Here is a 20,285-nt window from a genome sequence, read left to right as displayed (position 1 = left end):
TTTACAATGACACATGAAAAACACGGAGGAAACATGATCACCAAAGTAGTAGTTATGTTTGTATTTGCTTCACTTTTATTAATTGGTTGTAATAATTCAGTTTCCAATCAAACTGAAAAAAAAGAACCAAAAAGTGTGGAAACAACTACCACTATCCAAGATGAAACCAAACAAGAGCAAGATATGAAAGAAGAAGCTTCAAAAACAATTAGGAATTCAGAGAAAGAAAATTTTCAGGCCGAGTACCGGTTGAACAAAGATAATTGGTCATTTGAACCAATTCAGGATGCAGAACCTAAGGTTGTCTTGTTGACGTTCGATGATGCACCTGATAAGTACTCGTTAGAAATTGCAAAAACACTTCAAAAACATCAAGTGCCGGCGATATTTTTTGTAAATGGACATTTTCTTGAAAGTGATGAAAAGAAATCGATGTTAAAAGAAATTCATGATATGGGCTTTTCCATCGGTAATCATACTTATTCTCATGTCAATTTGAAAGAGCTGACAGAAGAAGAGCAAAAGCGGGAAATCGTAAAATTGAATAATTTGGTGGAAGGCATTATCGGGGAACGCCCTAAGTATTTTAGGGCGCCTTTTGGATCTAATACCGATTTTTCCAAAAAAGTTGCTGCAAATGAAAAAATGCTGGTCATGAATTGGACATATGGATATGATTGGGAAAAGGAATATCAAGATAAAAAAGCATTGAAAGAGATCATGTTGAACAATCCTTATTTATCCAATGGAGCCAGTTTACTGATGCACGACCGAAAATGGACGAGAGAAGCGATAGAGGATATTGTGAAAGATTTTCATAAGAAAGGATATAAGATTCTTGACCCAAAATTAATTGAAACGCCTGAATGATTTGAAGTTACGGCCACTATCAGTTTTTTATTTTCTTGGATAGTAATACATCACTCGCTTGTTAAAGAGATGGAGCTGTGCTCGTAACTTCTTTGCAAGGAATTTGCATAATTCATTAGCTTTCCCTTTATCACCGAATGTTGCCGTTTCTGGGAGGGTGAATTGGATATAAGATTGAATTCGCTCTAGTCCATCTTCGTCCTGTACGATTTCTTGGTCGACTCCGATTAGTATCATGTGATATCTGTCCACATTGGATTGGAGATAAATTACTTTATCTTTCATCTTTTCAGGCTCTTTCATTTCATAAGGAAAGGCCTTCTTATCATAATCCCAATTGAGTTGTTTTCCCGTTTTAGCGGTGATCATTTGGTAATATGTGAGTAATTCCTTCACGTCTTCAATGGTTACGGCTTCTTTCACAGACTCAGGAACGAGCTTGATATAGGCATTTTCAACCATTTGAATCCCCCTTAGCTCTATAGATTTTAATTGTATTTTAACATTTTATGGTTGTTTTATATACTTATCTATATGTAAATTTAAAGGTAAAATTCCTTTTTCACTCTGCTAGGTTAGTTTGTTAATGTTTTTAAAAATTGTTAAAGTGTGTTGGCTTCCAGTTTTTATTTCGATGTAAAATTTATACAGATGATAGTTAATAAGAGGTGGGAATCATGAATATATTATGAATATACAATTTGATGAAGATATTAATGTTTTACAAAAAAGGGGCTGTATCACTTAATTTAAAGCGATACAGCTCCTTTACTATGTTAAAGGGGTGTAGGGGATGATGCTTACCGGTAAAGTTTTAACAATAAGTCAATCAAAAAATCATTTTTAATAAAGAGATGGTCACCCTTTCTCCCAATATCCCCTTATTTTTGATGAAGGAGAAACTGTGATTTCAGGGGAACTTTCATGGTCAACCTCTTGCATTTGCAATGGATTTTTTTAAGATGGGTGTTGCAGAAATTGCTAGTATATCAGAACGGAGGATTGAACGACTCGTAAATCCACAGCTGAATGATCTGCCGCCTTTTTTGAGCGCAAGACCTGGGCTACAGTAAGGTGCAATGATTATGCAATATTGTGCGGCATCGCTCATATAGGAAAATAAGGCGCTGGCCCATCCAGCAAGTGTAGACTCCATTCCATCTTCAGCTAATCAAGAGGACATGTGAGCATGGGTACGATTGCAGCAAGACACGCATACCAGATCATTCAAAATATACATGGCATGTAGTTGGCGATTGAATGTATTACAGCGATGCAGGGGGTCGAATACCGGGGAATCGAACGAATGGCTCCGAGAACCCTTCGTTTCTTTGAAAAGGCCAGGGAGATTGTACCGAGTATTACAAAGGACCGTATGTTTTCCACTGATATTGAGGCATGTGCGTCCTGGTTGAAGACTTACGATTTTGATGAACTAATGCAAGTGTAAGCATGAATTTATATATAGGGTGAAAAAGGTCACAAATGGACAAAGAAGAATTATTTACAGGGGTTTATAAAACAGACAATAACAATCACTGGAGAACTCGTAACTGACATTCTGCCGCCTATGATTATGAGGAGGTTAATTTCAGGGTGTTGACAGATTCAACATCTACTCAGGATACTTTGTATGGATAAATACCATGTTTAGGTTAGACCGTAGAACAAGCTAAACGACTTCGAATAGCCTAACCTTTAACCAGCTACTTTAATATGGAGAATGGAAGAGTCGTTGGATTCGCTTCGTGATAAAATGTATCAGCCTACTGTGAAGCTTTGAGTCTCTGTCCTTCTAACCATTTTAAGGGGGCTTCAATCCAGAGAGAAATAAATCAAAGGCATTGAATGAAATGAATTTAAGGGAATTTTATATATGTTATACTTAATAGCTTGAAATTATAAATGTGTTATATTATAATTCATATAAAGCGGTTACATTTAATGATTAATGCATACAATATAGAGGAAGGGGTTGTAAAAATGGGAACTATCGTATGTCAAACTTGCAATAGCACGATTGAACATTTTGAAGATGAAAAAGTAAGTGTACTTTATACACACAATCACAACTGCCACAGCTGTGATACGGCTGCCTCTGAAAAATAATAAAAAAGATAATCTCAGATATTAATAGAATTCGAGGGTGTTTCAGGAGCTGTAACCTGGGGCACCCTTTTTTGCTTGTACAGTAGGAACTCAGAATTTGGCAAATCCCTATATTTCTGAACCTTATCTGTGTAAAGCACGGGCAACTGGAATGGGGTGGGCCTTTGGAGTCGCATAAAAAAACCAGAGCAGTTTGTTTATGCTCTGGTTTTTGATATTCAATCAGTTTTTAATAATTCGTAAATATTTAATTTCTGGATCCTCTGGACCTTGAACTGGTAGACCAACCTCGATATTTTTCTGAATGTATGTGATATTATCTTCTGTTATCAGTTCACCAGGTATAAAAATTGGAATCCCTGGCGGATAGACCATGATGAATTCAGCACTGATTTTGCCAACAGATTCCTCGATAGGAACCACTTCAGTTTCTGCGTAAAATGCATCTCTCGGTGATAAAGCAAGAGGTGGTGTATCGGGAAGCAGGACTTCGATTTTTTCATGATCAGCAGCCATTTCTTTAAACTCATCCGATAAGTCTTTAAGGGCAGCGATTAACAAATCTGCTTCTGTTTTAGAGTCCCCTGGTGTGATTAGGCAAAGGATGTTATACAAATCAGAAAGTTCTACTTCAATATTATGTTTTTCTCGAAGCCATTTCTCAACGTCGTATCCGGTAATATTCAATTCTTTAATGGAGATGATTAGTTTTGTCGGATCATAACTATAGGTTGCCTTACTACCTAAAATTTCGCTTCCAACACAGTATAAATAAGGAATCTCATTAATAGCTGTCCGGATATACTCTGCAAGCTTGATAGCACCATCTATCATTTCTCTTCCAACGGTCGCAAGTTGTCTTCTTGCGGTATCGAGAGATGCAAGAAGAATATAGGAAGTTGAGGTAGTAGTGAGCATACTCAAAATTGCCTGGACCCGATTGGCAGAAATTAAACCATTCTTAACATTTAAAATGGAACTTCCTGTTAGTGATCCACCCAGTTTATGAACACTCGTAGCGGCCATATCAGCTCCAGCTTGCATAGCGGACATAGGCAAGTCTTCGTGGAAGTGAATATGAACACCATGGGCTTCATCAACCAGTACAGGTATTTGGTAGGAATGAGCAACTTCTACAATTTTCTGCAAATCAGCAGAAATGCCGAAATAGGTCGGATTGATTACGAGTAAGCCTTTTGCATCGCTGTGTTCCTTTAATGTTTTTTCAACAGCATCAATGGTAATTCCGTGTGAGATTCCCAAGTCTTTGTCAATTTCAGGATTGATGAAAATAGGAACCGCTCCTGAAAATACAATAGCAGACATAACAGATTTATGTACGTTCCTCGGGACGATGATTTTATCCCCAGGACCGCAGACTGCCATGACCATCGTCATGATTGCACCGCTTGTTCCCTGAACGGAAAAGAATGTATGGTCGGCCCCAAATGCTTCTGCAGCAAGGTCCTGGGCTCTTTTAATGATTCCCTTTGGCTGGTGGAGATCATCGAGTGGTGCGATATTGATTAAATCTATAGATAGTGCATTTTCTCCAATAAAATCACGAAAATCAGCGTCCATTCCTTTTCCTTTTTTATGACCTGGAATATGAAATTGAACGGGATTTTTTTTGGCATGCTGTAATAAGGCAGTATATAATGGTGTTTCATTCTGTGACAATTCTTTGTGGCCCCTTTTCAATATAATAGGTACGAAATATCCAGGGAAATATACTCCCTTTCTATTTACAGTCGTATGTTTCTCCTATTTGGAGTAACCTTAAAAAACGGTTAGTAAGCTCTTGTGGATAGACATAAAACAAATGAATTATAGCACGTCTTACATATAAATGCCTAGCGTGAGTTTAATGTAAAAAATAACAGCTTGAGTTCTATTGTACATACCTTGTAATAGCAGGAAGGAATATTTACCAGTTCAAGAGTTTATCTTTTAAATCAAAAACAATTTGAACTATGAGTTTTAAAATTGAATGAAAAAACAATATTTGCCATAATAAAGGTGTAATAGAGAGTGTTCATTAATAAAACTCACTCAGAAGTAAAAGGGGGATGAAGATTTTGAATTGGAAAACTCGTGTGACTGATTTGTTAGGGATTCAATACCCGATTGTGCAAGGAGGATTGGCGCATTTAGCTTATGCAGAACTAGCTGCGGCTGTTTCGAATGCAGGGGGCCTAGGGCAGGTAACAGCGATGTCGTTGGATAACCCTGATCAATTGGTAGAGGAAATACGAAAAACAAAATCATTGACGGACAAACCGTTTGGCGTTAATTTTGCAATTGGTCAGCACGGAAGACCATATGAACATATGCTTGAAGCAGCACTAAAAGAGGAGATTGCCGTTGTTTCTGTAACTGGTGGGAATCCAGCGCCATTTATCGATTATGTTAAGGATACTCCGGTGAAAAAACTTGTGCTAGTTGCGGCAAGAAGGCAGGCAATCAAGGCTGAGCAGCTGGGTGCAGACGCAGTGATGGTAGTTGGTCAGGAGGGCGGAGGACATTTAGGACGCGATGATATCGGAACCTCTGTATTAATTCCTCAAGTGGTAGACTCCGTGAAAATTCCAGTCATCGCCTCAGGTGGTTTCGGTGATGGGCGCGGGTTGATGGCGGCGTTGGCACTTGGAGCCGAAGGGATTGAAATGGGCACCAGGTTCATTGCAGTAAAAGAATGTGTTCATGCCCATGAATTATACAAAAATGCCTTGGTTTCCGGTACAGAAAATGATACCGTTGTCATTAAGCGGTCTATTGGTGCACCAGCCCGTGTTATTGCAAATGGTTGGACTGATAAAATTCTTGAAATAGAAAAGGAAGACGGCGGATATGAGCAACTGCAGAATTACATAAGTGGAAAAGCAAACCAGCGTTATATCCATGATGGAGTTGAAGGTGAAGGATATGCTTGGGCTGGACAAGTAATGGGTCTGATTCATGATGTACCAACGACGGCTGAGCTATTCAGTCGGATTATCAGCCAAGCAGAGGCAATTCGCTCAAAATGGGCAGACTGATAATAGTCTCCCAAGCAACAGGAATAACTATCTAGAAGGAGCGTGTAAGCATGGATTATCAATATCCAATGGATCTTGATTGGTCAACGGAAGAAATCGTCGATGTTATTAAATTTTTTGAAGCAGTCGAAAAGGCATATGAAAGTAAAATACAAAAAGAAGCTTTTATGAAAGCATATCGAAGGTTTAAGGAAATAGTCCCCGGCAAAGCGGATGAAAAAAAATATACGGATGAGTTTGAGTCTGTCAGCGACTATTCCGCATATCTTGTTATTAAGAAAGCAAAAGAAATCGAAGACGATGACTGGATACGAATGAAATAATAAAAATATTATTTTTAGAAAACTCCATTGACTTCATGAATAGATTGTTTTAACATAATAATCAAGAAATGATAAAGGCAATGACGAAGAAGAGTACCTTAATGCTGTTCTGCAGAGAGCCAGTGGTTGCTGAAAACTGGTGAACAAATTTAAGCGAATGGACTTCCGAGCCCCAAACCGAAACGGATTGACGGAGTAGGCTTTGGCGATTATCTCATCGTTAATGGAGATAGGCATATAATATTTATAATGCCGTAAAGTGAGCTTATTAAGCTAATTAAGGTGGTACCACGGGTTCCTCGTCCTTTGGATGAGGGCCCTTTTTGTGTTTTTTTAAAATGGATAATTAAATCTATGATTAAGAGTAGTAATCTTTTTAGAGTCGTCACAGAGAGCCGGAACAGGTGGAAACCGGTACGATATAAGAAGGTGAATGGACTTATGAGTGGTTTCTTGAAATAAGTAGGGAAACTCGGCTTCCACCGTTAATGGGTTTGGCAAGAAATGTATAATTTCTTGCTTGAGAGGGAAAAATAATATGTTTTTCCAACTTGAGGTGGCACCGCGGTATACCGTCCTCTGCAGACACATAATTTGTGTTTGCAGGGGGCTTTTTTTATGCATTTACAATTATTGTGAAGATGAACTGGAGAAAGATTTTAGAGAAAAAATATAAACACAACTCCGAATATGTTTGCCTAAAGGTATAGCAATCGGAAGTTTTCATTATTGGATTGAAAATTAGGAGGTAATATTAGATGAATCATTTGGATGAAAAAAAGATACTGCGTTTCAAAATGGAAACGATTGAAGGGGATATTCATACACCGATTGCCATTTTTCAAAAATTGGATGAAGAAAAGAAGTTTTTATTGGAAAGTTCGAATTCACATCATGATAATGGTCGCTACTCCTATCTAGGATCAAACCCATATTTGGAGGTGACGTCATTAGGTAATCAAGTATATGTGAAGGATTCTAATACAGGTGAGAAACTCGTAAGGAACATCAATATCATTGAATTTCTGAAAAATCAATTGTTGGTAGAAATAGAAGATTCCCCAGTTCATCTTCCGCCATTTAATGGTGGGGCAATCGGGTATATGGGCTATGATATTATTCGTCTTTATGAAAACATCGGTCCGGTGCCACCTGATTCTCTTCAAATGCCGGATGCTCATTTCCTTTTCTTTAAGGAACTGTATATATTTGATCATGTACTTCAAAAGATTCATCTTTTGACTGCGGAAGAGGATAGCGAAATAAGCCTAATGGGAATGAAGGAGAAAATCAATCGGCCTAGTAAACCCTCAAAGGAAATATCGTCAGAATCTTTAGAATTTAATTCTAATTTCAGCCAGGATGAATTCGAGAAAATGGTACTTGAAGTAAAGGAAGCGATTGTGGCAGGTGAAGTTTTCCAAGTCGTCTTGTCACAAAGGTTTCAGGCCGACTTTGATGGAGAGCCTTTCGATGCTTACCGCCGTCTCCGCTTAGCCAACCCATCTCCCTATATGTTTTATATCGAATTTGGTGACTATACTATTATAGGTTCCTCCCCTGAAAGTTTGATCAGTGTTTCAGCAGGAATGGTTCATGTTAACCCCATTGCCGGTACACGACCAAGAGGGAAGACGGATGAAGAAGATAAAGGCATGGAAAAAAGCCTGCTGATGGATGAAAAAGAACTCGCTGAACATAGAATGCTTGTTGATCTCGGAAGAAATGATCTTGGGAGGGTTTGTGAAATAGGCTCAATCCACCTTACCGAGGAAATGGAAATTCAAAGATATCAACATGTCATGCATATTGCCTCAAAGATTAGCGGAGAACTTAAGGAAGGATTCACGAGTTTAGATGCATTAACGGTATGTCTTCCTGCAGGTACTGTCTCAGGAGCCCCTAAAATTAGGGCAATGGAGTTGATTAACGAACTTGAAAATTGTAAACGCGGGATCTATTCAGGGGCAATAGGATTTATCGGTTTTGGTGGAGATCTAGATATGGCTCTTGCAATCCGGACGATGATCATAAAAGATGGCAGTGCGTATGTACAGGCCGGAGCAGGAATTGTATATGATTCAGATCCAAAAACAGAATATGAGGAAACACAAAATAAAGCACGAGCGCTCATGGAGGTTAACACAAAATGATTTTATTAATTGATAACTATGACTCGTTTACTTATAACCTTTATCAATATTTAGGGGAAGTAGAAAAAGAAATCATCGTGAAAAGAAATGACGAAATCACCATTGCTGAAATTGAGGAAATGAATCCTAAGGCAATCGTTATTTCACCAGGGCCAGGCCGTCCAGAAGATGCTGGAATTAGCATGGAAATCATACGTTCTTTTTATAAGAAGCTTCCGCTTTTAGGTATTTGCCTTGGTCATCAGGCTATTGGTGCAACCTTTGGGGCAAATGTGATTGGGGCCAAATATATCATGCACGGCAAAACATCGGTTATCGAACATGACGGAACAGGGGTATTTGTCAATCAGAATCCACAATTTCCAGTGATGCGTTACCATTCCTTAGTAGTTGAAAGGGAAAGCTTACCTAATGAATTAACTGTTACGGCGAGCGCAGTGGATGATGGAGAAATCATGGCTTTAAAACATCAAGATTATCCGCTTTACGGTTTACAATTCCACCCTGAATCTATTGGAACGAAAATCGGTAAGGAACTATTACATGAATTTTATAAGATTGCCGAGACATATCAATTAGAGAAGAAAGAATCCATTTTATAATCACAAAAAACAATTGGGGGAGTTAGTAGTGAAGGAGTATTTAGAAAAGTTAGCAGAGCGTCAAACATTGACGGAAGATGAGATGAGTATAGCAGCCCAAGCGTTATTTTCTACAGATATTACGGAAAGCGAGATGGCGGCTTTCATTATTGCTCTAAAAGCAAAAGGTGAAACGGCAGGTGAAATTGCAAGCCTTGTCCGAGTCATGAGAAAAGAAGCAAGAAGTGTGAAAACAAACTGCCTTAATGTGATGGATAATTGCGGAACTGGTGGAGATGGCTCACAAAGCTTCAATATTAGTACCGCTTCAGCCTTCGTGCTGGCTGGTGCAGGTGTTAAGGTTGCCAAACATGGAAACCGCAGCATTTCAAGTAAAACAGGAAGTGCAGATGTTTTGGAAGAGCTCGGTGTTAATTTGTTCTTAGAACCAGAAATGATGAAAGAACTGTTAGAGGAAAATGGAATCACTTTCTTATTTGCCCCTTCTGTACACCCTAATATTGCCCGAATCATGAAAGTGAGAAAAGAATTGAAAATCCCGACAATATTTAATCTGATAGGACCATTAACGAATCCCGTTCAGCTCGATACACAATTATTAGGTATTAACCGCCGTGATATGCTCGAGCTATTTGCAGAAGTACTTCATAAATTAGGCAGAACACGTGCGGTTGTCATCAATGGTGCAGGTTTTATGGATGAAGCCAGCCTACAGGGAGAAAATTCACTCGTGCTTCTGGAGCAAGGGGATATTATCCCTTTTACACTCCATCCTGAGGAAGTGGATTTGCCGATTTACGGAAATGACGCAATCCGCGGCGGTGATGCAAAAGAAAATGCTGATATTATGCTCCGTCTCTTAAAAGGAGAAAAAGGTGCATATCGTGACACCGTTTTATTGAATGCAGGTTTGGGTTTATACGCCCATGGAACGGCAGCGACGATCAAAAAAGGAATTACCTTGGCGGAAGAAAGTCTGGACAGCGGATCGGCTCTGAAAAAATTAGAAAATCTAATTGCCTATGGCAACAGAAATAAGGTGGTAATGTAAATGGATAATATTTTAACGAAAATTATTGAACAGAAAAAAGTAGAAGTAGCACAGTTAAAAGAAATGGGTTTAGATGATGGGGAAATGATCAATACAGTCAGACCTTCTCTTGTAGAAAAATTGAAAACGGCGAAATCAATCGCGGTTATCGCGGAAATTAAACGAGCATCCCCATCAAAAGGAGACATTAAAATGAATGTCGATCCAATCGAGCAGGCTCTTTCTTACGAAAAAGGTGGAGCCGCAGCCATATCGATATTGACGGATGAGGTCTTCTTTAAAGGGTCAATTGCCGATTTAAAAAACGTGAGCCAGGCTATACAAATTCCAAGGTTATGTAAAGATTTCATCATTGATGAAATTCAAATCGACCGTGCCTATCAAGCTGGTGCGACTATCATTCTATTAATTGTGGCAGCTCTTTCAAAAGAACGCCTTCATGATTTATATCAATATGCAAAACATAAAGGGCTTGATGTATTAACAGAAGTCCATGATGAAGCCGAGTTAAAGCAAGCACTTGAGCTTAATGCAGAGCTGATAGGGATTAACAATCGAAATTTAAAAACATTCGAAGTGGATTTGGCGGTTACGGAACGACTTGCGAAGCTACTTGATCCAAAACGTCACATCATTATCAGCGAAAGTGGAATCAAGACAAAAGAAGACGTACAGCGTGTGAGGGAAGCAGGGGCGAGGGGCATTTTAGTTGGAGAAACATTAATGATATCACCTAACCTTCCAAATACGATGGCAGAACTGCAAATGAGTTTATAAGGAGATTAATATGTTTGTAAAAATTTGTGGGATAAAGACATTAGCAGCGGCTCAGACAGCTGTAACATTCGGTGCAGACTTTATTGGGTTCATTTTTGCAGAAAGTAGCCGGAAAGTTCATCCCGAAATAGTATGTGAAATAGCAGGGAATCTCCCTGCACACGTAAAAAAAGTCGGAGTGTTTGCTAATCAAACCGAACAAGAAGTGATACGAATTGCTGAAATTGCCGGATTGGATTATATTCAGCTACATGGTAACGAGTCTGCCAGTTTTGCTGAGAGAATGACTCTCCCGGTTATTAAGGCCTTTGCCATCCAGTCAGAGAAAGATCTTGAAAGCCTTCACGATTATCCGGCTGATTTTCTACTAGTAGATCTTCCTAAAGGAAATTCTGGTAAGGGAATGACTTTGGATTGGGATATGCTTCGTAAAGCGGGCTTACCAAAGGAGAAAATTTTTCTAGCTGGAGGATTGACTTCAGAAAATGTCGGAAAAGCGATTACTGCCGTATCACCATTCGCAGTTGACGTAGCGAGTGGTGTCGAAACAAATGGATTAAAGGATGCTGCAAAAATAAAAGCTTTTATTACTAAGGCGAAAAATACAGCCGGAAAAGAGGAATAAATAGATGAGTACTTATACACAGCCCGACCAAACTGGTCATTTTGGAGCATATGGTGGCCGTTTCGTTCCGGAAACCTTAATGGCGGCAATAACAGAGCTTGAAGAAGTATATGAACAATCAAAAAAAGATCCAGAATTCCAAAAGCAACTGAATTACTACCTTACTCAATATATTGGTCGTGAAACGCCCCTTTATTTTTCAGAAAATTTAACGAAACTTGCTGGTGGTGCCGATATTTATCTGAAGCGTGAGGACCTAAATCATACGGGTGCCCATAAAATCAATAATACGATTGGTCAGGCTTTGTTAACACAGAAAATGGGCAAGAAAAAAGTCATTGCCGAAACAGGTGCAGGACAGCATGGAGTGGCAACGGCGACAGTTTGTGCTTTGCTGAAGTTAGAGTGCATCATTTTTATGGGAGAGGAAGATATCAGGAGACAGAAATTAAATGTTTTCCGGATGGAACTTCTGGGTGCCAAGGTTATATCTGTATCACAAGGAAGCGGGACACTAAAGGATGCAGTCAATGAGGCGTTACGGTACTGGGTAGCTAATGTGGAAGACACTCATTATATTATGGGGTCAGTCCTTGGGCCGCATCCATTCCCTGTTATTGTACGCGATTTTCAAAGCGTGATTGGCAAGGAAACGAAGCGTCAGTATTCCGAAGTGGTACATGCCCTTCCTGATGCCATAGTCGCTTGCATAGGCGGTGGCAGCAATGCAATGGGTATGTTTTATCCATTCATTGAGGATGAAACGGTTAAATTATATGGAGTAGAAGCAGCAGGTCATGGTCTTGATACACCGTTACATGCTTCAAGCTTAACAAAAGGAAAGCCAGGGGTGCTTCATGGGGCATTCATGTATGTATTGCAGAACGAAGATGGCCAGATTCAGGAGGCACATTCGATTTCAGCAGGGTTAGATTATCCGGGGGTTGGACCGGAACACAGTTTTCTAAAAGATACAAATCGTGTGACATATACTTCAGTTACCGATCAAGAAGCCCTAGAAGCTCTCGTTTTGCTTTCAAAGGAAGAAGGGATCATACCTGCATTGGAAAGTTCACATGCCATCTCCTACGGTTTAAAACTTGCCAAAGAAATGGAGAAAGGGACAGGCTTGGTGATTTGCTTATCTGGCCGTGGCGATAAGGATGTTGAAACGGTCCAATCTATATTAGGGGGTAGCGAACATGAATAAATTAACAAAAGCGCTGCAGGAATGTGAATCTAGGGGAGAAAAAGCATTTATTCCTTACATTATGGCAGGAGATGGCGGTCTTGAACGGCTAAAGAGCCAACTTATATTCCTTGAAAAAAGCGGGGCAACAGCTGTCGAATTAGGTATCCCATTCTCTGACCCTGTTGCTGATGGACCGGTTATCCAACAGGCGGGAATCCGTTCTTTGGAGAATGGTACAACTTTAAAAGATATCCTAAAAAAAGTGACTGAAATCAAAGGCGATGTAAACATTCCAATCATTTTAATGGGGTATGCAAATTCTATTATGGCATATGGCCTTAAAGAATTCACAGAAGATTGTCTTCAGGCAGGAATCGCCGGATGTATCATCCCTGATTTGCCAATTGAAGAAGAAGCTGTCTTTTCAACTATAAAAACTGCAGGGATTGTACTGATCCGTCTCGTGACGCTCACGTCTTCTAGAGAACGGATTACTCAGATTACGGCAGGGGCAGAGGGTTTTATCTATGCTGTGACTGTAAAGGGCATTACGGGGACCCGTGATGCCTTTGGAGGAGAACTCGGAGGCTATTTAAAACAGGTAAAAGACCTAAGCCCTGTTCCTGTTCTTGCCGGATTTGGCATCTCTACTCCAGATCATGTCCGCAATACGGTGCAATCCTGCGATGGTGTCATCGTCGGAAGCAAGATAATCGAATGCTTTGAAGCGGGTAAAGAAAATCAAATAAGTGAATTGATACAAGCAAGTAAAGAATTGGTGCAAAAATAAGAAAAGGAGAGCCTTTAATGGCTCTCCCTTTTCTTTATTTATATTAAAGTATGAATGCTCTATTCATCTATTAATTCCAATGCAATACGTGGAATATGTGTTTATTTTAATTTATATAAGGGTAAAAGATGCTCAAAAGCATCATTAATGGTTTTAATGAAATCATCATCATTTAATTGAATGGCTTCTTCGCGAGAAATTCTTATCCCGCAAAGAATTTCAGCTTTCTTTACTGTCTGCAAACGATTAAACATTGAATTCAAATCATCAGCCGAAAGGCCATCATGAGGGATTACTTCAGGTTTCGTATGATCCATCGACCAAACATAATGTGAGGGAATATTTTTTATGAATTGCTTCGCATTTTGCTCTAGATGCCTCCCGATTTCAACTTTATTAGGAGCTTCATAAATGACTGCGAACCAAATGAACATATGTGTTTCCCACAAACCAATTTGGAAATGTGGCATCATTTTATAACCTCGGCTGTTGGCAGCAAAGGCAACCCAAGTGTCGTTAGGAGGGTTTACTTTCCTTCTAGCATGCTTAGCAACATGAGGGAACATCTCTTCGCCGGTCATCACAGATAATTGTTGTGAAAAGTGCTCACCAAGTGCTTGTAGCTTGGGTTGGATCTGCTCTTTTAAGGCATCCATTCGCGGTTCCAATCCATCAATTTTAAAAACATTAAAATCATCAGCTGAAAAACTTGCTATATTCATTATCATCTCTCCTACCGTAATATCTGCACATATTGTAGCATAAGTAAAAGTAATAATTAAAAAATAACGATTTAGTTCATTATCGAAAAATTCCTTTAAGTTAAAAGAACAAATTAGTTGCTATTTGTGGTAGGAAGACATATGATAAAATAAAAATAAATTCAGAAAATTAAGTTAATTAACGAAGGGAGAATGTTAATTATGAAACAAGTCATGAACCAAGCATTAAAAGCTAAAGAAGTTGAAAGACATAGAGCTGCAGTGTTAAGAATGGAAATGGACTATGAATTAGCAACCCTTTTTGAAGCAATTAGTGAAGAGAATGATCAAAAGAGGTCACAATGCAAGCAAAGGCTTGAGCGTATCCGGTTAGAATTGCTAAAACTTAAAGCCTTGTAAAATGATAAAGCTGCAGAGATCGTGAAGGAGAATTAATGAACGAAATGAATCAAATTCAATACAAGAAATTCTATTATAGATGATGAACGGACACTTATTTTATAAAAAATAATGTGTCCGTTTTTCGTTAAATGAACAAAATAGTAGTAAAAGCTGGTCTTTGATTTTTAAAATGGACTACTTTCCTGTTAATTAGGAAAAAAATTATCAAAAGTATACAAAAAAAATTTTATGCATGAGGATAATTAGCTTATAAGCTTAAATGGAGTGATGAATCGTGAATTAAATAACCCTTATTATTCAAAGGTATTATAAAAATTGGTAAATTTATGATGTTAAAAACTTGAAGACTTGATATATTTGCTTTAATCTTTAGTAGAGCATGTTAGTGTAGTTTCTGATTACAAAGGACGGGGATATAATAATGGCATCGGTTAAGGAAATGGATACATATGCGAAATTATGGATGAAAGAAGCAGGGTCGAAGCTGAGAGCGTCCTTTGAAACCAAGCTGAATATTGAAATTAAAACGAATCCTAATGATTTGGTTACCAATATGGATAAGGCAATAGAAACGTTTTTTTGCGATAAAATTACCGAAACTTTTCCCGAGCATCGTATATTTGGGGAAGAGGGAATGGGTAATGAGATAAAAGATTTAAAAGGAACGGTGTGGATTCTTGATCCAATTGATGGAACATTGAACTTTATTCATCAACAGCGGAATTTTGCGATTTCTCTTGGGATTTATGAGGATGGTATCGGGAAAATTGGTATGGTTTATGATGTCGTAAATGATGAACTGTACCATGTAATTAAAGGGGAGGGGGCATTTATGAACGATCAAAGACTCTCTCCGCTGAAAGAGGTATCGGTTAGCAAAGCCATCCTTTCCATGAATGCAAGCTGGGTAACGGAAAATCGCCGGATTGATCCGAGTCTTCTAGCCCCGCTTGTGCGGGATGCGCGCGGGACCCGTTCATATGGCTCAGCAGCATTGGAGTTAGCATACGTGGCTGCAGGCAGGCTAGATGCTTATATAACTATGCGGCTTATGCCTTGGGACTTTGCCGGTGGAGTTTTACTGGTTGAGGAAGTGGGCGGAGAAGTAAGCAATATAACTGATGAAAAATTGGATTTTTTAGAGGGAGATTCATTATTTGTCTCTAAGCCTGGACTGCACAAAGAGGTTTTTGAGAAATATTTAACAGGTAATACTAGCCTTTAATACCCCTGACCTAAGTCATTGGTAATGTTCAAAAAGGATATTAAAATGGACAAAGTAAGACTAAAGACTTAGGGGAGTGGAGAATATATTTCACTTGAAAAAATTAGCAAAAAAAAACTCGCTGTTTACAGCGAGTTTTTTATATTATAACTTTCCTGCTTCGCGTAATTTTTTCTTTTGAGTGAAACCAAACCCCATAATCCCGCAAAGTACAACGATTGCAGCTAAGATTCCAAGTAAGCTTTTTTCAGCAATAAAGATGCCTATAGAGCCAATACTTGATGCTGCTAGTATCGCTAATATTAAGAAATTCCATTTAATATTCATTAATATCACCCCTAATATATCTATTGTACATAATTTCTGTATTTGTTTCTACTATGTTTGTGATATAATATGTAAGTTAATACTAGTGATACGTTATACACAAACTTTTTTAGGAGTGAATTTTTTGAAATTAAGAGAAAATATTCGTAATATAGCCATCATTGCCCACGTTGACCATGGTAAAACAACTTTAGTGGATCAGTTGCTTAAGCAATCTGGTACATTTCGTGAAAATGAACATGTGGAAGAACGTGCGATGGATTCTAATGCTATTGAAAAAGAACGCGGAATTACGATTCTTGCGAAAAATACAGCAGTTCAATACCAAGATACAAGAATCAATATTTTGGATACACCTGGTCATGCCGACTTTGGTGGTGAAGTAGAGCGGATCATGAAAATGGTTGATGGTGTTTTACTTGTTGTTGATGCATATGAAGGATGTATGCCGCAAACTCGTTTCGTGTTGAAAAAAGCATTGGAACAAAAAATAACGCCAATCGTTGTCGTGAATAAAATTGATAAAGACTCTGCCCGTCCAAACGAAGTTGTGGACGAAGTAATTGACTTATTCATCGAACTTGGAGCTGAAGAAGAACAATTAGAATTCCCTGTTGTCTTTACTTCAGGTATTGCTGGTACAGCAAGCTTGGATTCAGATCCTACCAAACAAGAAAAAGACATGACCCCATTATTCGAAACAATCGTCGAAACGATCCCTGCACCAATTGATAACACTGATGAACCACTTCAATTCCAAGTGGCTTTACTTGATTACAATGATTATGTAGGACGTATTGGTGTTGGCCGTGTATTCCGTGGGAAAATGCATGTAGGTCAACAAGTTTCATTAATGAAACTTGATGGATCAGTTAAGCAATTCCGTGTAACGAAAATCTTTGGTTATATTGGCCTGAAAAAAGTTGAAATCCAAGAAGCTGTTGCCGGTGATTTAATTGCTGTTTCTGGTATGGAAGATATTAACGTTGGGGAAACAGTTTGTCCTATTGAACATCCTGATGCCCTTCCAATTCTACGTATCGATGAGCCAACATTACAAATGACTTTCCTTGTAAACAACAGCCCATTCGCAGGCCGTGAAGGTAAATTCGTAACAGCTCGTAAAATTGAAGAGCGTTTGAAAAGCCAATTGCAAACTGATGTTAGCTTAAGAGTTGAAAATACAGATTCTCCAGATGTCTGGGTTGTTTCAGGTCGTGGAGAGCTTCACCTTTCTATCTTAATTGAAAACATGAGACGTGAAGGTTATGAACTGCAAGTTTCTAAACCTGAAGTTATCGTTCGTTTGATTGATGGAGTGCGTTGTGAGCCAGTTGAACGTGTTCAAATCGATGTACCTGAAGAGCACACTGGTTCTATCATGGAATCCATGGGAGCTCGTAAAGGCGAATTGTTAGATATGATTAATAGCGGAAGTGGTCAAGTTCGTTTACTATTCACGATCCCAGCTCGTGGACTTATTGGTTATTCTACTGAGTTCTTAACAATTACACGTGGTTATGGTATCATGAACCACTCATTTGACAGCTACCAACCAATGGCCCAAGGTCAAGTCGGTGGAAGACGTCAAGGTGTACTTGTATCAATGGAATCTGGAAAAACTACACAATATGGTACGATGCAAGTAGAAGACCGCGGTGTCATTTTCGTTGAGCCAGGTACGGATATTTATGAAGGTATGATTGTCGGAGAACATAACCGTGATAGCGATTTGACTGTTAATATCGTAAAAGCGAAACAAATGACAAATATGCGTTCAGCTAATAAAGACCAAACTTCTTCAATGAAAAAACCAAGAATTATGTCTCTTGAAGAAGCTCTAGAGTATTTGAACGACGATGAGTACTGTGAAGTAACTCCGGAATCAATCCGTCTTCGTAAAAAGATTCTTGATAAAAACGAACGTGAAAGAGCAGCTAAAAGAAAAAAAGTTGCTGTTGAAGAAAAATAAATAGCAAGAGGAGGAGAAAAGATTGGATATCCAAGAGCGATTATCATTTTTTGCAGCTTTGTACAGAGTGGATGAAAATCCTGAAGCAGGAATGTGGTATTTATATTTAACGATTTTTGGATTATGCATCCTTGTCTATCAGCTAGGTTTTGCCAAAAAGTTACCTTTGCTAAAAAATGTGATTATTTACGCGGTAATGGCACTTGGGTGTACCCTTCTTTCTTTCTTTGCAGTGTTTCTGCCAATGGGGGAAGCATTAGTCATCGCATCGCTTGTTCTAGGGATTTATAGAATTCGTCTTCATAATTCGAGAAAAGAAGAACAGGCATAAGATGATGAAATCATTACAAGATGCTTTATACAATTGGTTGACGATTAGAGTTGTCTGTGTTGCAAGACCTGATGATTCAGCTGCGCGCGAAACAGAAATGTTTTTCATGCAGATGCTGAAAAATGATCATCAAGTAATCATTGATTCCGTTTCAAAAATAGAACCTTTTTATTTCGTTGAATTTCTAATAGGAGACGAAATGAAAAAGCAACGTTTTCCTATTGAATTGATTGATATTATGTTGGATCAAATACAACTAGAACCAGATAAGTATAAAAATATCGAGTGATGATAAAAAGAACCGTGCGAATTTCGCACGGTTCTTTTTATATTGCTTTTGGAAGAAATATCGCGTAAATAAGATGTAAGAGAGACCACAAAAAGAAAGCAGCCAGATCGAATGGATGGGCAACTTCCGTTTGTGAAAGCAAGGATAATGGAAAATAAAGCAGAATCGCAGGAGTGATGATGCAAATAGCAAGTGTGTATGTTTTCCATTTGCGAAATATGCTCCAAGTATGAAGGATATATACATAACTAAAAGTAATTGTAAGTGAGACAAGGAGATGGAAAAGGAACAACGTTGCCTCACTCCAGGGGATTGCCCCGATTACTGGAAGGAAATCTACATTTAATAAAAGCTGATACACTTGTTTTCCTGAATACATTTCCATCCACTTCATTAAGAAGCCGAGCATGATCCCATTAATCAGGCCAATCAAACAGACCTTTTTTAATGTTTTACCATTCATCTTCATTTTTGATAGTGCGGTAAAGACGGAAATTCCCGGTGGCAATCCGTTCGTTTGTACGCTCTTCTATGCGTTGATTGCATGTATTGCACATATAGGTATGTATAGGACGGTTACGAAGTTTCTTTGCTTCTGGACTATCATCTGGTATAGATTCAATTTGATCACATATTACACATTTAACCTTCATATTATTTGAACCTCACTTCAATTTCAATATGCTTTTAAGTATACCAATATTTTTATGGTAAAACGAGGATAAAGTGAAACTTACATGTGAGTGACTAATCATTATTAAGGTTATGACTGTATAAAAGACAAAAACCCGAAGGTCTCTTCGGGTTGGGGTTATTTACTCTTTATAGTGATTAGCTTGATCATTTTGCTCCTCATCAAGCTGTTTTCTTTCCTTTTTATCATTAAGTTTAGCCTTTTCGTTTTCAATGACTTTTGTGGGCGTTGGGGTTAAAATATCACCTGGAACCTCAGGAATGACTCGACTGGTGATGTCAGCCAGTTCATTTAGTATTCCTCTTACAGGTTTGCCATTATTAATATCCTTAGCCACCTCCCTAATTCGTTCATTTATATCAGGATCAGCGACGATGATAGCATTTGCTCCGTTTGGATCTTTTTTGAAGCTTTCACCAACCGAGTATTTAATCGTTCCTACCTGTGAACGTTCAATGTCTTGGTCAATATCAATTCCGACTATGGCATATTTGCCAAGTACGACTGCAGTGGCATCATTCACCTCGGGAATGGATTTAGCCAGACCAGTGAGTCTTTTTGCTGTTTGCCGACCAGTTTTTCTATCCGTTTCCTGAACAGACGAATTATTAACTTTAGTTAGATTACTTTTTGTGTTATCTTGTGACTGTTCATTATTATTATTCATCGAGCAGCCTGTCATTAACAGAACAGTAGCAAGAGATAAAATAAGTTTCCGCAAATGTCCATCCTCCTTTTAGGAAATTACCTTTCCGTTAATTACAGCCTGTCCACTCCAACTAAGTCTGATGCA

At 38.5% G+C, this 20,285-nt stretch carries 23 protein-coding genes, 1 pseudogene and 2 other annotated features; of the genes and pseudogenes, 17 read left to right on the top strand and 7 right to left on the bottom strand.

What is annotated here, in order from left to right; all coding sequences use genetic code 11:
* The first annotated feature begins 6 nt into the window (after positions 1-6).
* Entirely contained in the window at positions 7-870 is an 864-nt protein-coding gene (locus JFV29_RS05300) for a polysaccharide deacetylase family protein (protein WP_242486789.1), read from the top strand.
* A gap of 27 nt (positions 871-897) precedes the next feature.
* Here the strand turns inward: JFV29_RS05300 and JFV29_RS05295 are convergent, their stop codons facing one another.
* Positions 898-1,332 carry a DUF1885 family protein gene (locus JFV29_RS05295; RefSeq protein ID WP_201181604.1) on the bottom strand — a complete coding sequence of 145 codons (435 nt, stop codon included), beginning with the start codon at positions 1,330-1,332 and terminating at the stop codon, positions 898-900.
* Positions 1,333-1,747: 415 nt separating this feature from the next.
* On the opposite strand from JFV29_RS05295, the pseudogene JFV29_RS05290 reads away from it, so the two are divergent.
* Both JFV29_RS05290 and JFV29_RS05285 read left to right on the top strand, forming a co-directional pair.
* Positions 1,748-2,320 (top strand): annotated as a pseudogene (locus JFV29_RS05290) (aromatic amino acid lyase); the annotation flags it as partial.
* Between the two features lie 533 nt (positions 2,321-2,853).
* A complete protein-coding gene (locus JFV29_RS05285) occupies positions 2,854-2,979 on the top strand; it encodes a GapA-binding peptide SR1P (RefSeq protein WP_098175446.1) in 126 nt (41 codons plus the stop codon).
* Between the two features lie 222 nt (positions 2,980-3,201).
* Here JFV29_RS05285 and JFV29_RS05280 read toward each other — a convergent pair whose 3' ends face one another.
* Complete coding sequence (locus JFV29_RS05280; RefSeq protein ID WP_201181602.1) at positions 3,202-4,659, bottom strand: aminotransferase class I/II-fold pyridoxal phosphate-dependent enzyme; 1,458 nt, start codon at positions 4,657-4,659, stop codon at positions 3,202-3,204.
* 398 nt (positions 4,660-5,057) lie between these two features.
* Here JFV29_RS05280 and JFV29_RS05275 point away from each other — a divergent pair, with 398 nt between their 5' ends.
* From JFV29_RS05275 to trpA, 9 genes are all read left to right on the top strand, one after another.
* On the top strand, positions 5,058-6,017 hold the full coding sequence (locus JFV29_RS05275; protein ID WP_053345179.1) for an NAD(P)H-dependent flavin oxidoreductase: 960 nt from the start codon (positions 5,058-5,060) through the stop codon (positions 6,015-6,017).
* 50 nt (positions 6,018-6,067) lie between these two features.
* Positions 6,068-6,340, top strand: a complete 273-nt coding sequence (locus JFV29_RS05270) for a UPF0223 family protein (RefSeq protein WP_053345180.1) — start codon at positions 6,068-6,070, stop codon at positions 6,338-6,340.
* A 71-nt stretch (positions 6,341-6,411) separates the two neighbouring features.
* Positions 6,412-6,650: a binding site (T-box leader), on the top strand.
* Positions 6,651-6,685: 35 nt separating this feature from the next.
* Positions 6,686-6,923: a binding site (T-box leader), on the top strand.
* A 175-nt stretch (positions 6,924-7,098) separates the two neighbouring features.
* Positions 7,099-8,493: an anthranilate synthase component I gene (gene trpE, locus JFV29_RS05265; RefSeq protein WP_201181600.1), complete on the top strand. Its 1,395-nt coding sequence runs from the start codon at positions 7,099-7,101 to the stop codon at positions 8,491-8,493.
* Positions 8,490-9,095 (top strand): anthranilate synthase component II, encoded by a 606-nt coding sequence (locus JFV29_RS05260; protein WP_201181598.1) that lies wholly within the window; start codon positions 8,490-8,492, stop codon positions 9,093-9,095. The genes trpE and JFV29_RS05260 overlap by 4 nt, the downstream gene beginning before the upstream one ends.
* A gap of 28 nt (positions 9,096-9,123) precedes the next feature.
* The gene (gene trpD / locus JFV29_RS05255; protein WP_201181597.1) at positions 9,124-10,146 is read left to right on the top strand and encodes an anthranilate phosphoribosyltransferase; all 1,023 of its coding nucleotides are present in this window, start codon (positions 9,124-9,126) and stop codon (positions 10,144-10,146) included.
* Positions 10,147-10,923, top strand: coding sequence for an indole-3-glycerol phosphate synthase TrpC (trpC, locus tag JFV29_RS05250; RefSeq protein WP_201181595.1), 777 nt, complete (start codon positions 10,147-10,149; stop codon positions 10,921-10,923).
* A 10-nt stretch (positions 10,924-10,933) separates the two neighbouring features.
* The gene (locus JFV29_RS05245) at positions 10,934-11,548 is read left to right on the top strand and encodes a phosphoribosylanthranilate isomerase (protein WP_201181593.1); all 615 of its coding nucleotides are present in this window, start codon (positions 10,934-10,936) and stop codon (positions 11,546-11,548) included.
* Positions 11,549-11,552: 4 nt separating this feature from the next.
* On the top strand, positions 11,553-12,758 hold the full coding sequence (trpB, locus tag JFV29_RS05240; protein WP_053345186.1) for a tryptophan synthase subunit beta: 1,206 nt from the start codon (positions 11,553-11,555) through the stop codon (positions 12,756-12,758).
* Positions 12,751-13,530: a tryptophan synthase subunit alpha gene (gene trpA / locus JFV29_RS05235; RefSeq protein WP_053345187.1), complete on the top strand. Its 780-nt coding sequence runs from the start codon at positions 12,751-12,753 to the stop codon at positions 13,528-13,530. Before trpB ends, trpA begins: the two co-directional genes overlap by 8 nt.
* 101 nt (positions 13,531-13,631) lie before the next feature.
* Here the strand turns inward: trpA and JFV29_RS05230 are convergent, their stop codons facing one another.
* Positions 13,632-14,252 (bottom strand): YktB family protein, encoded by a 621-nt coding sequence (locus JFV29_RS05230; protein WP_201181591.1) that lies wholly within the window; start codon positions 14,250-14,252, stop codon positions 13,632-13,634.
* 201 nt (positions 14,253-14,453) lie between these two features.
* Here JFV29_RS05230 and JFV29_RS05225 point away from each other — a divergent pair, with 201 nt between their 5' ends.
* On the top strand, positions 14,454-14,651 hold the full coding sequence (locus JFV29_RS05225) for a hypothetical protein (RefSeq protein WP_053345189.1): 198 nt from the start codon (positions 14,454-14,456) through the stop codon (positions 14,649-14,651).
* A gap of 424 nt (positions 14,652-15,075) precedes the next feature.
* Positions 15,076-15,879, top strand: a complete 804-nt coding sequence (locus tag JFV29_RS05220; protein WP_201181589.1) for an inositol monophosphatase family protein — start codon at positions 15,076-15,078, stop codon at positions 15,877-15,879.
* A gap of 144 nt (positions 15,880-16,023) precedes the next feature.
* Here the strand turns inward: JFV29_RS05220 and JFV29_RS05215 are convergent, their stop codons facing one another.
* The gene (locus JFV29_RS05215; protein ID WP_053345191.1) at positions 16,024-16,206 is read right to left on the bottom strand and encodes a YlaF family protein; all 183 of its coding nucleotides are present in this window, start codon (positions 16,204-16,206) and stop codon (positions 16,024-16,026) included.
* Between the two features lie 124 nt (positions 16,207-16,330).
* On the opposite strand from JFV29_RS05215, the gene typA reads away from it, so the two are divergent.
* Genes typA through JFV29_RS05200 form a run of 3 tightly spaced genes read left to right on the top strand, consistent with a single transcriptional unit; the run spans position 16,331 to position 18,798 of the window.
* The gene (typA, locus tag JFV29_RS05210) at positions 16,331-18,178 is read left to right on the top strand and encodes a translational GTPase TypA (RefSeq protein WP_098175435.1); all 1,848 of its coding nucleotides are present in this window, start codon (positions 16,331-16,333) and stop codon (positions 18,176-18,178) included.
* Positions 18,179-18,200: 22 nt separating this feature from the next.
* Entirely contained in the window at positions 18,201-18,509 is a 309-nt protein-coding gene (locus JFV29_RS05205; protein WP_053345193.1) for a YlaH-like family protein, read from the top strand.
* A gap of 4 nt (positions 18,510-18,513) precedes the next feature.
* Positions 18,514-18,798 (top strand): hypothetical protein, encoded by a 285-nt coding sequence (locus JFV29_RS05200; RefSeq protein ID WP_201181587.1) that lies wholly within the window; start codon positions 18,514-18,516, stop codon positions 18,796-18,798.
* A gap of 37 nt (positions 18,799-18,835) precedes the next feature.
* On the opposite strand, the gene JFV29_RS05195 is transcribed toward JFV29_RS05200, so the two are convergent.
* The 3 genes from JFV29_RS05195 to JFV29_RS05185 form a co-directional block, all read right to left on the bottom strand.
* Complete coding sequence (locus JFV29_RS05195) at positions 18,836-19,261, bottom strand: hypothetical protein (protein WP_201181585.1); 426 nt, start codon at positions 19,259-19,261, stop codon at positions 18,836-18,838.
* A complete protein-coding gene (locus JFV29_RS05190; protein ID WP_072272690.1) occupies positions 19,251-19,451 on the bottom strand; it encodes a YlaI family protein in 201 nt (66 codons plus the stop codon). The genes JFV29_RS05195 and JFV29_RS05190 overlap by 11 nt, the downstream gene beginning before the upstream one ends.
* Before the next feature lie 162 nt (positions 19,452-19,613).
* On the bottom strand, positions 19,614-20,213 hold the full coding sequence (locus JFV29_RS05185) for a YhcN/YlaJ family sporulation lipoprotein (RefSeq protein ID WP_201181583.1): 600 nt from the start codon (positions 20,211-20,213) through the stop codon (positions 19,614-19,616).
* Between the last annotated feature and the right edge of the window lie 72 nt (positions 20,214-20,285).

It is taken from the genome of Peribacillus sp. TH16, assembly GCF_016651095.1.
Classification (GTDB): domain Bacteria; phylum Bacillota; class Bacilli; order Bacillales; family DSM-1321; genus Peribacillus; species Peribacillus butanolivorans.
Note: the sequence above shows the minus strand (reverse complement) of the source record. Positions and strands in the feature narration are given on the sequence as shown.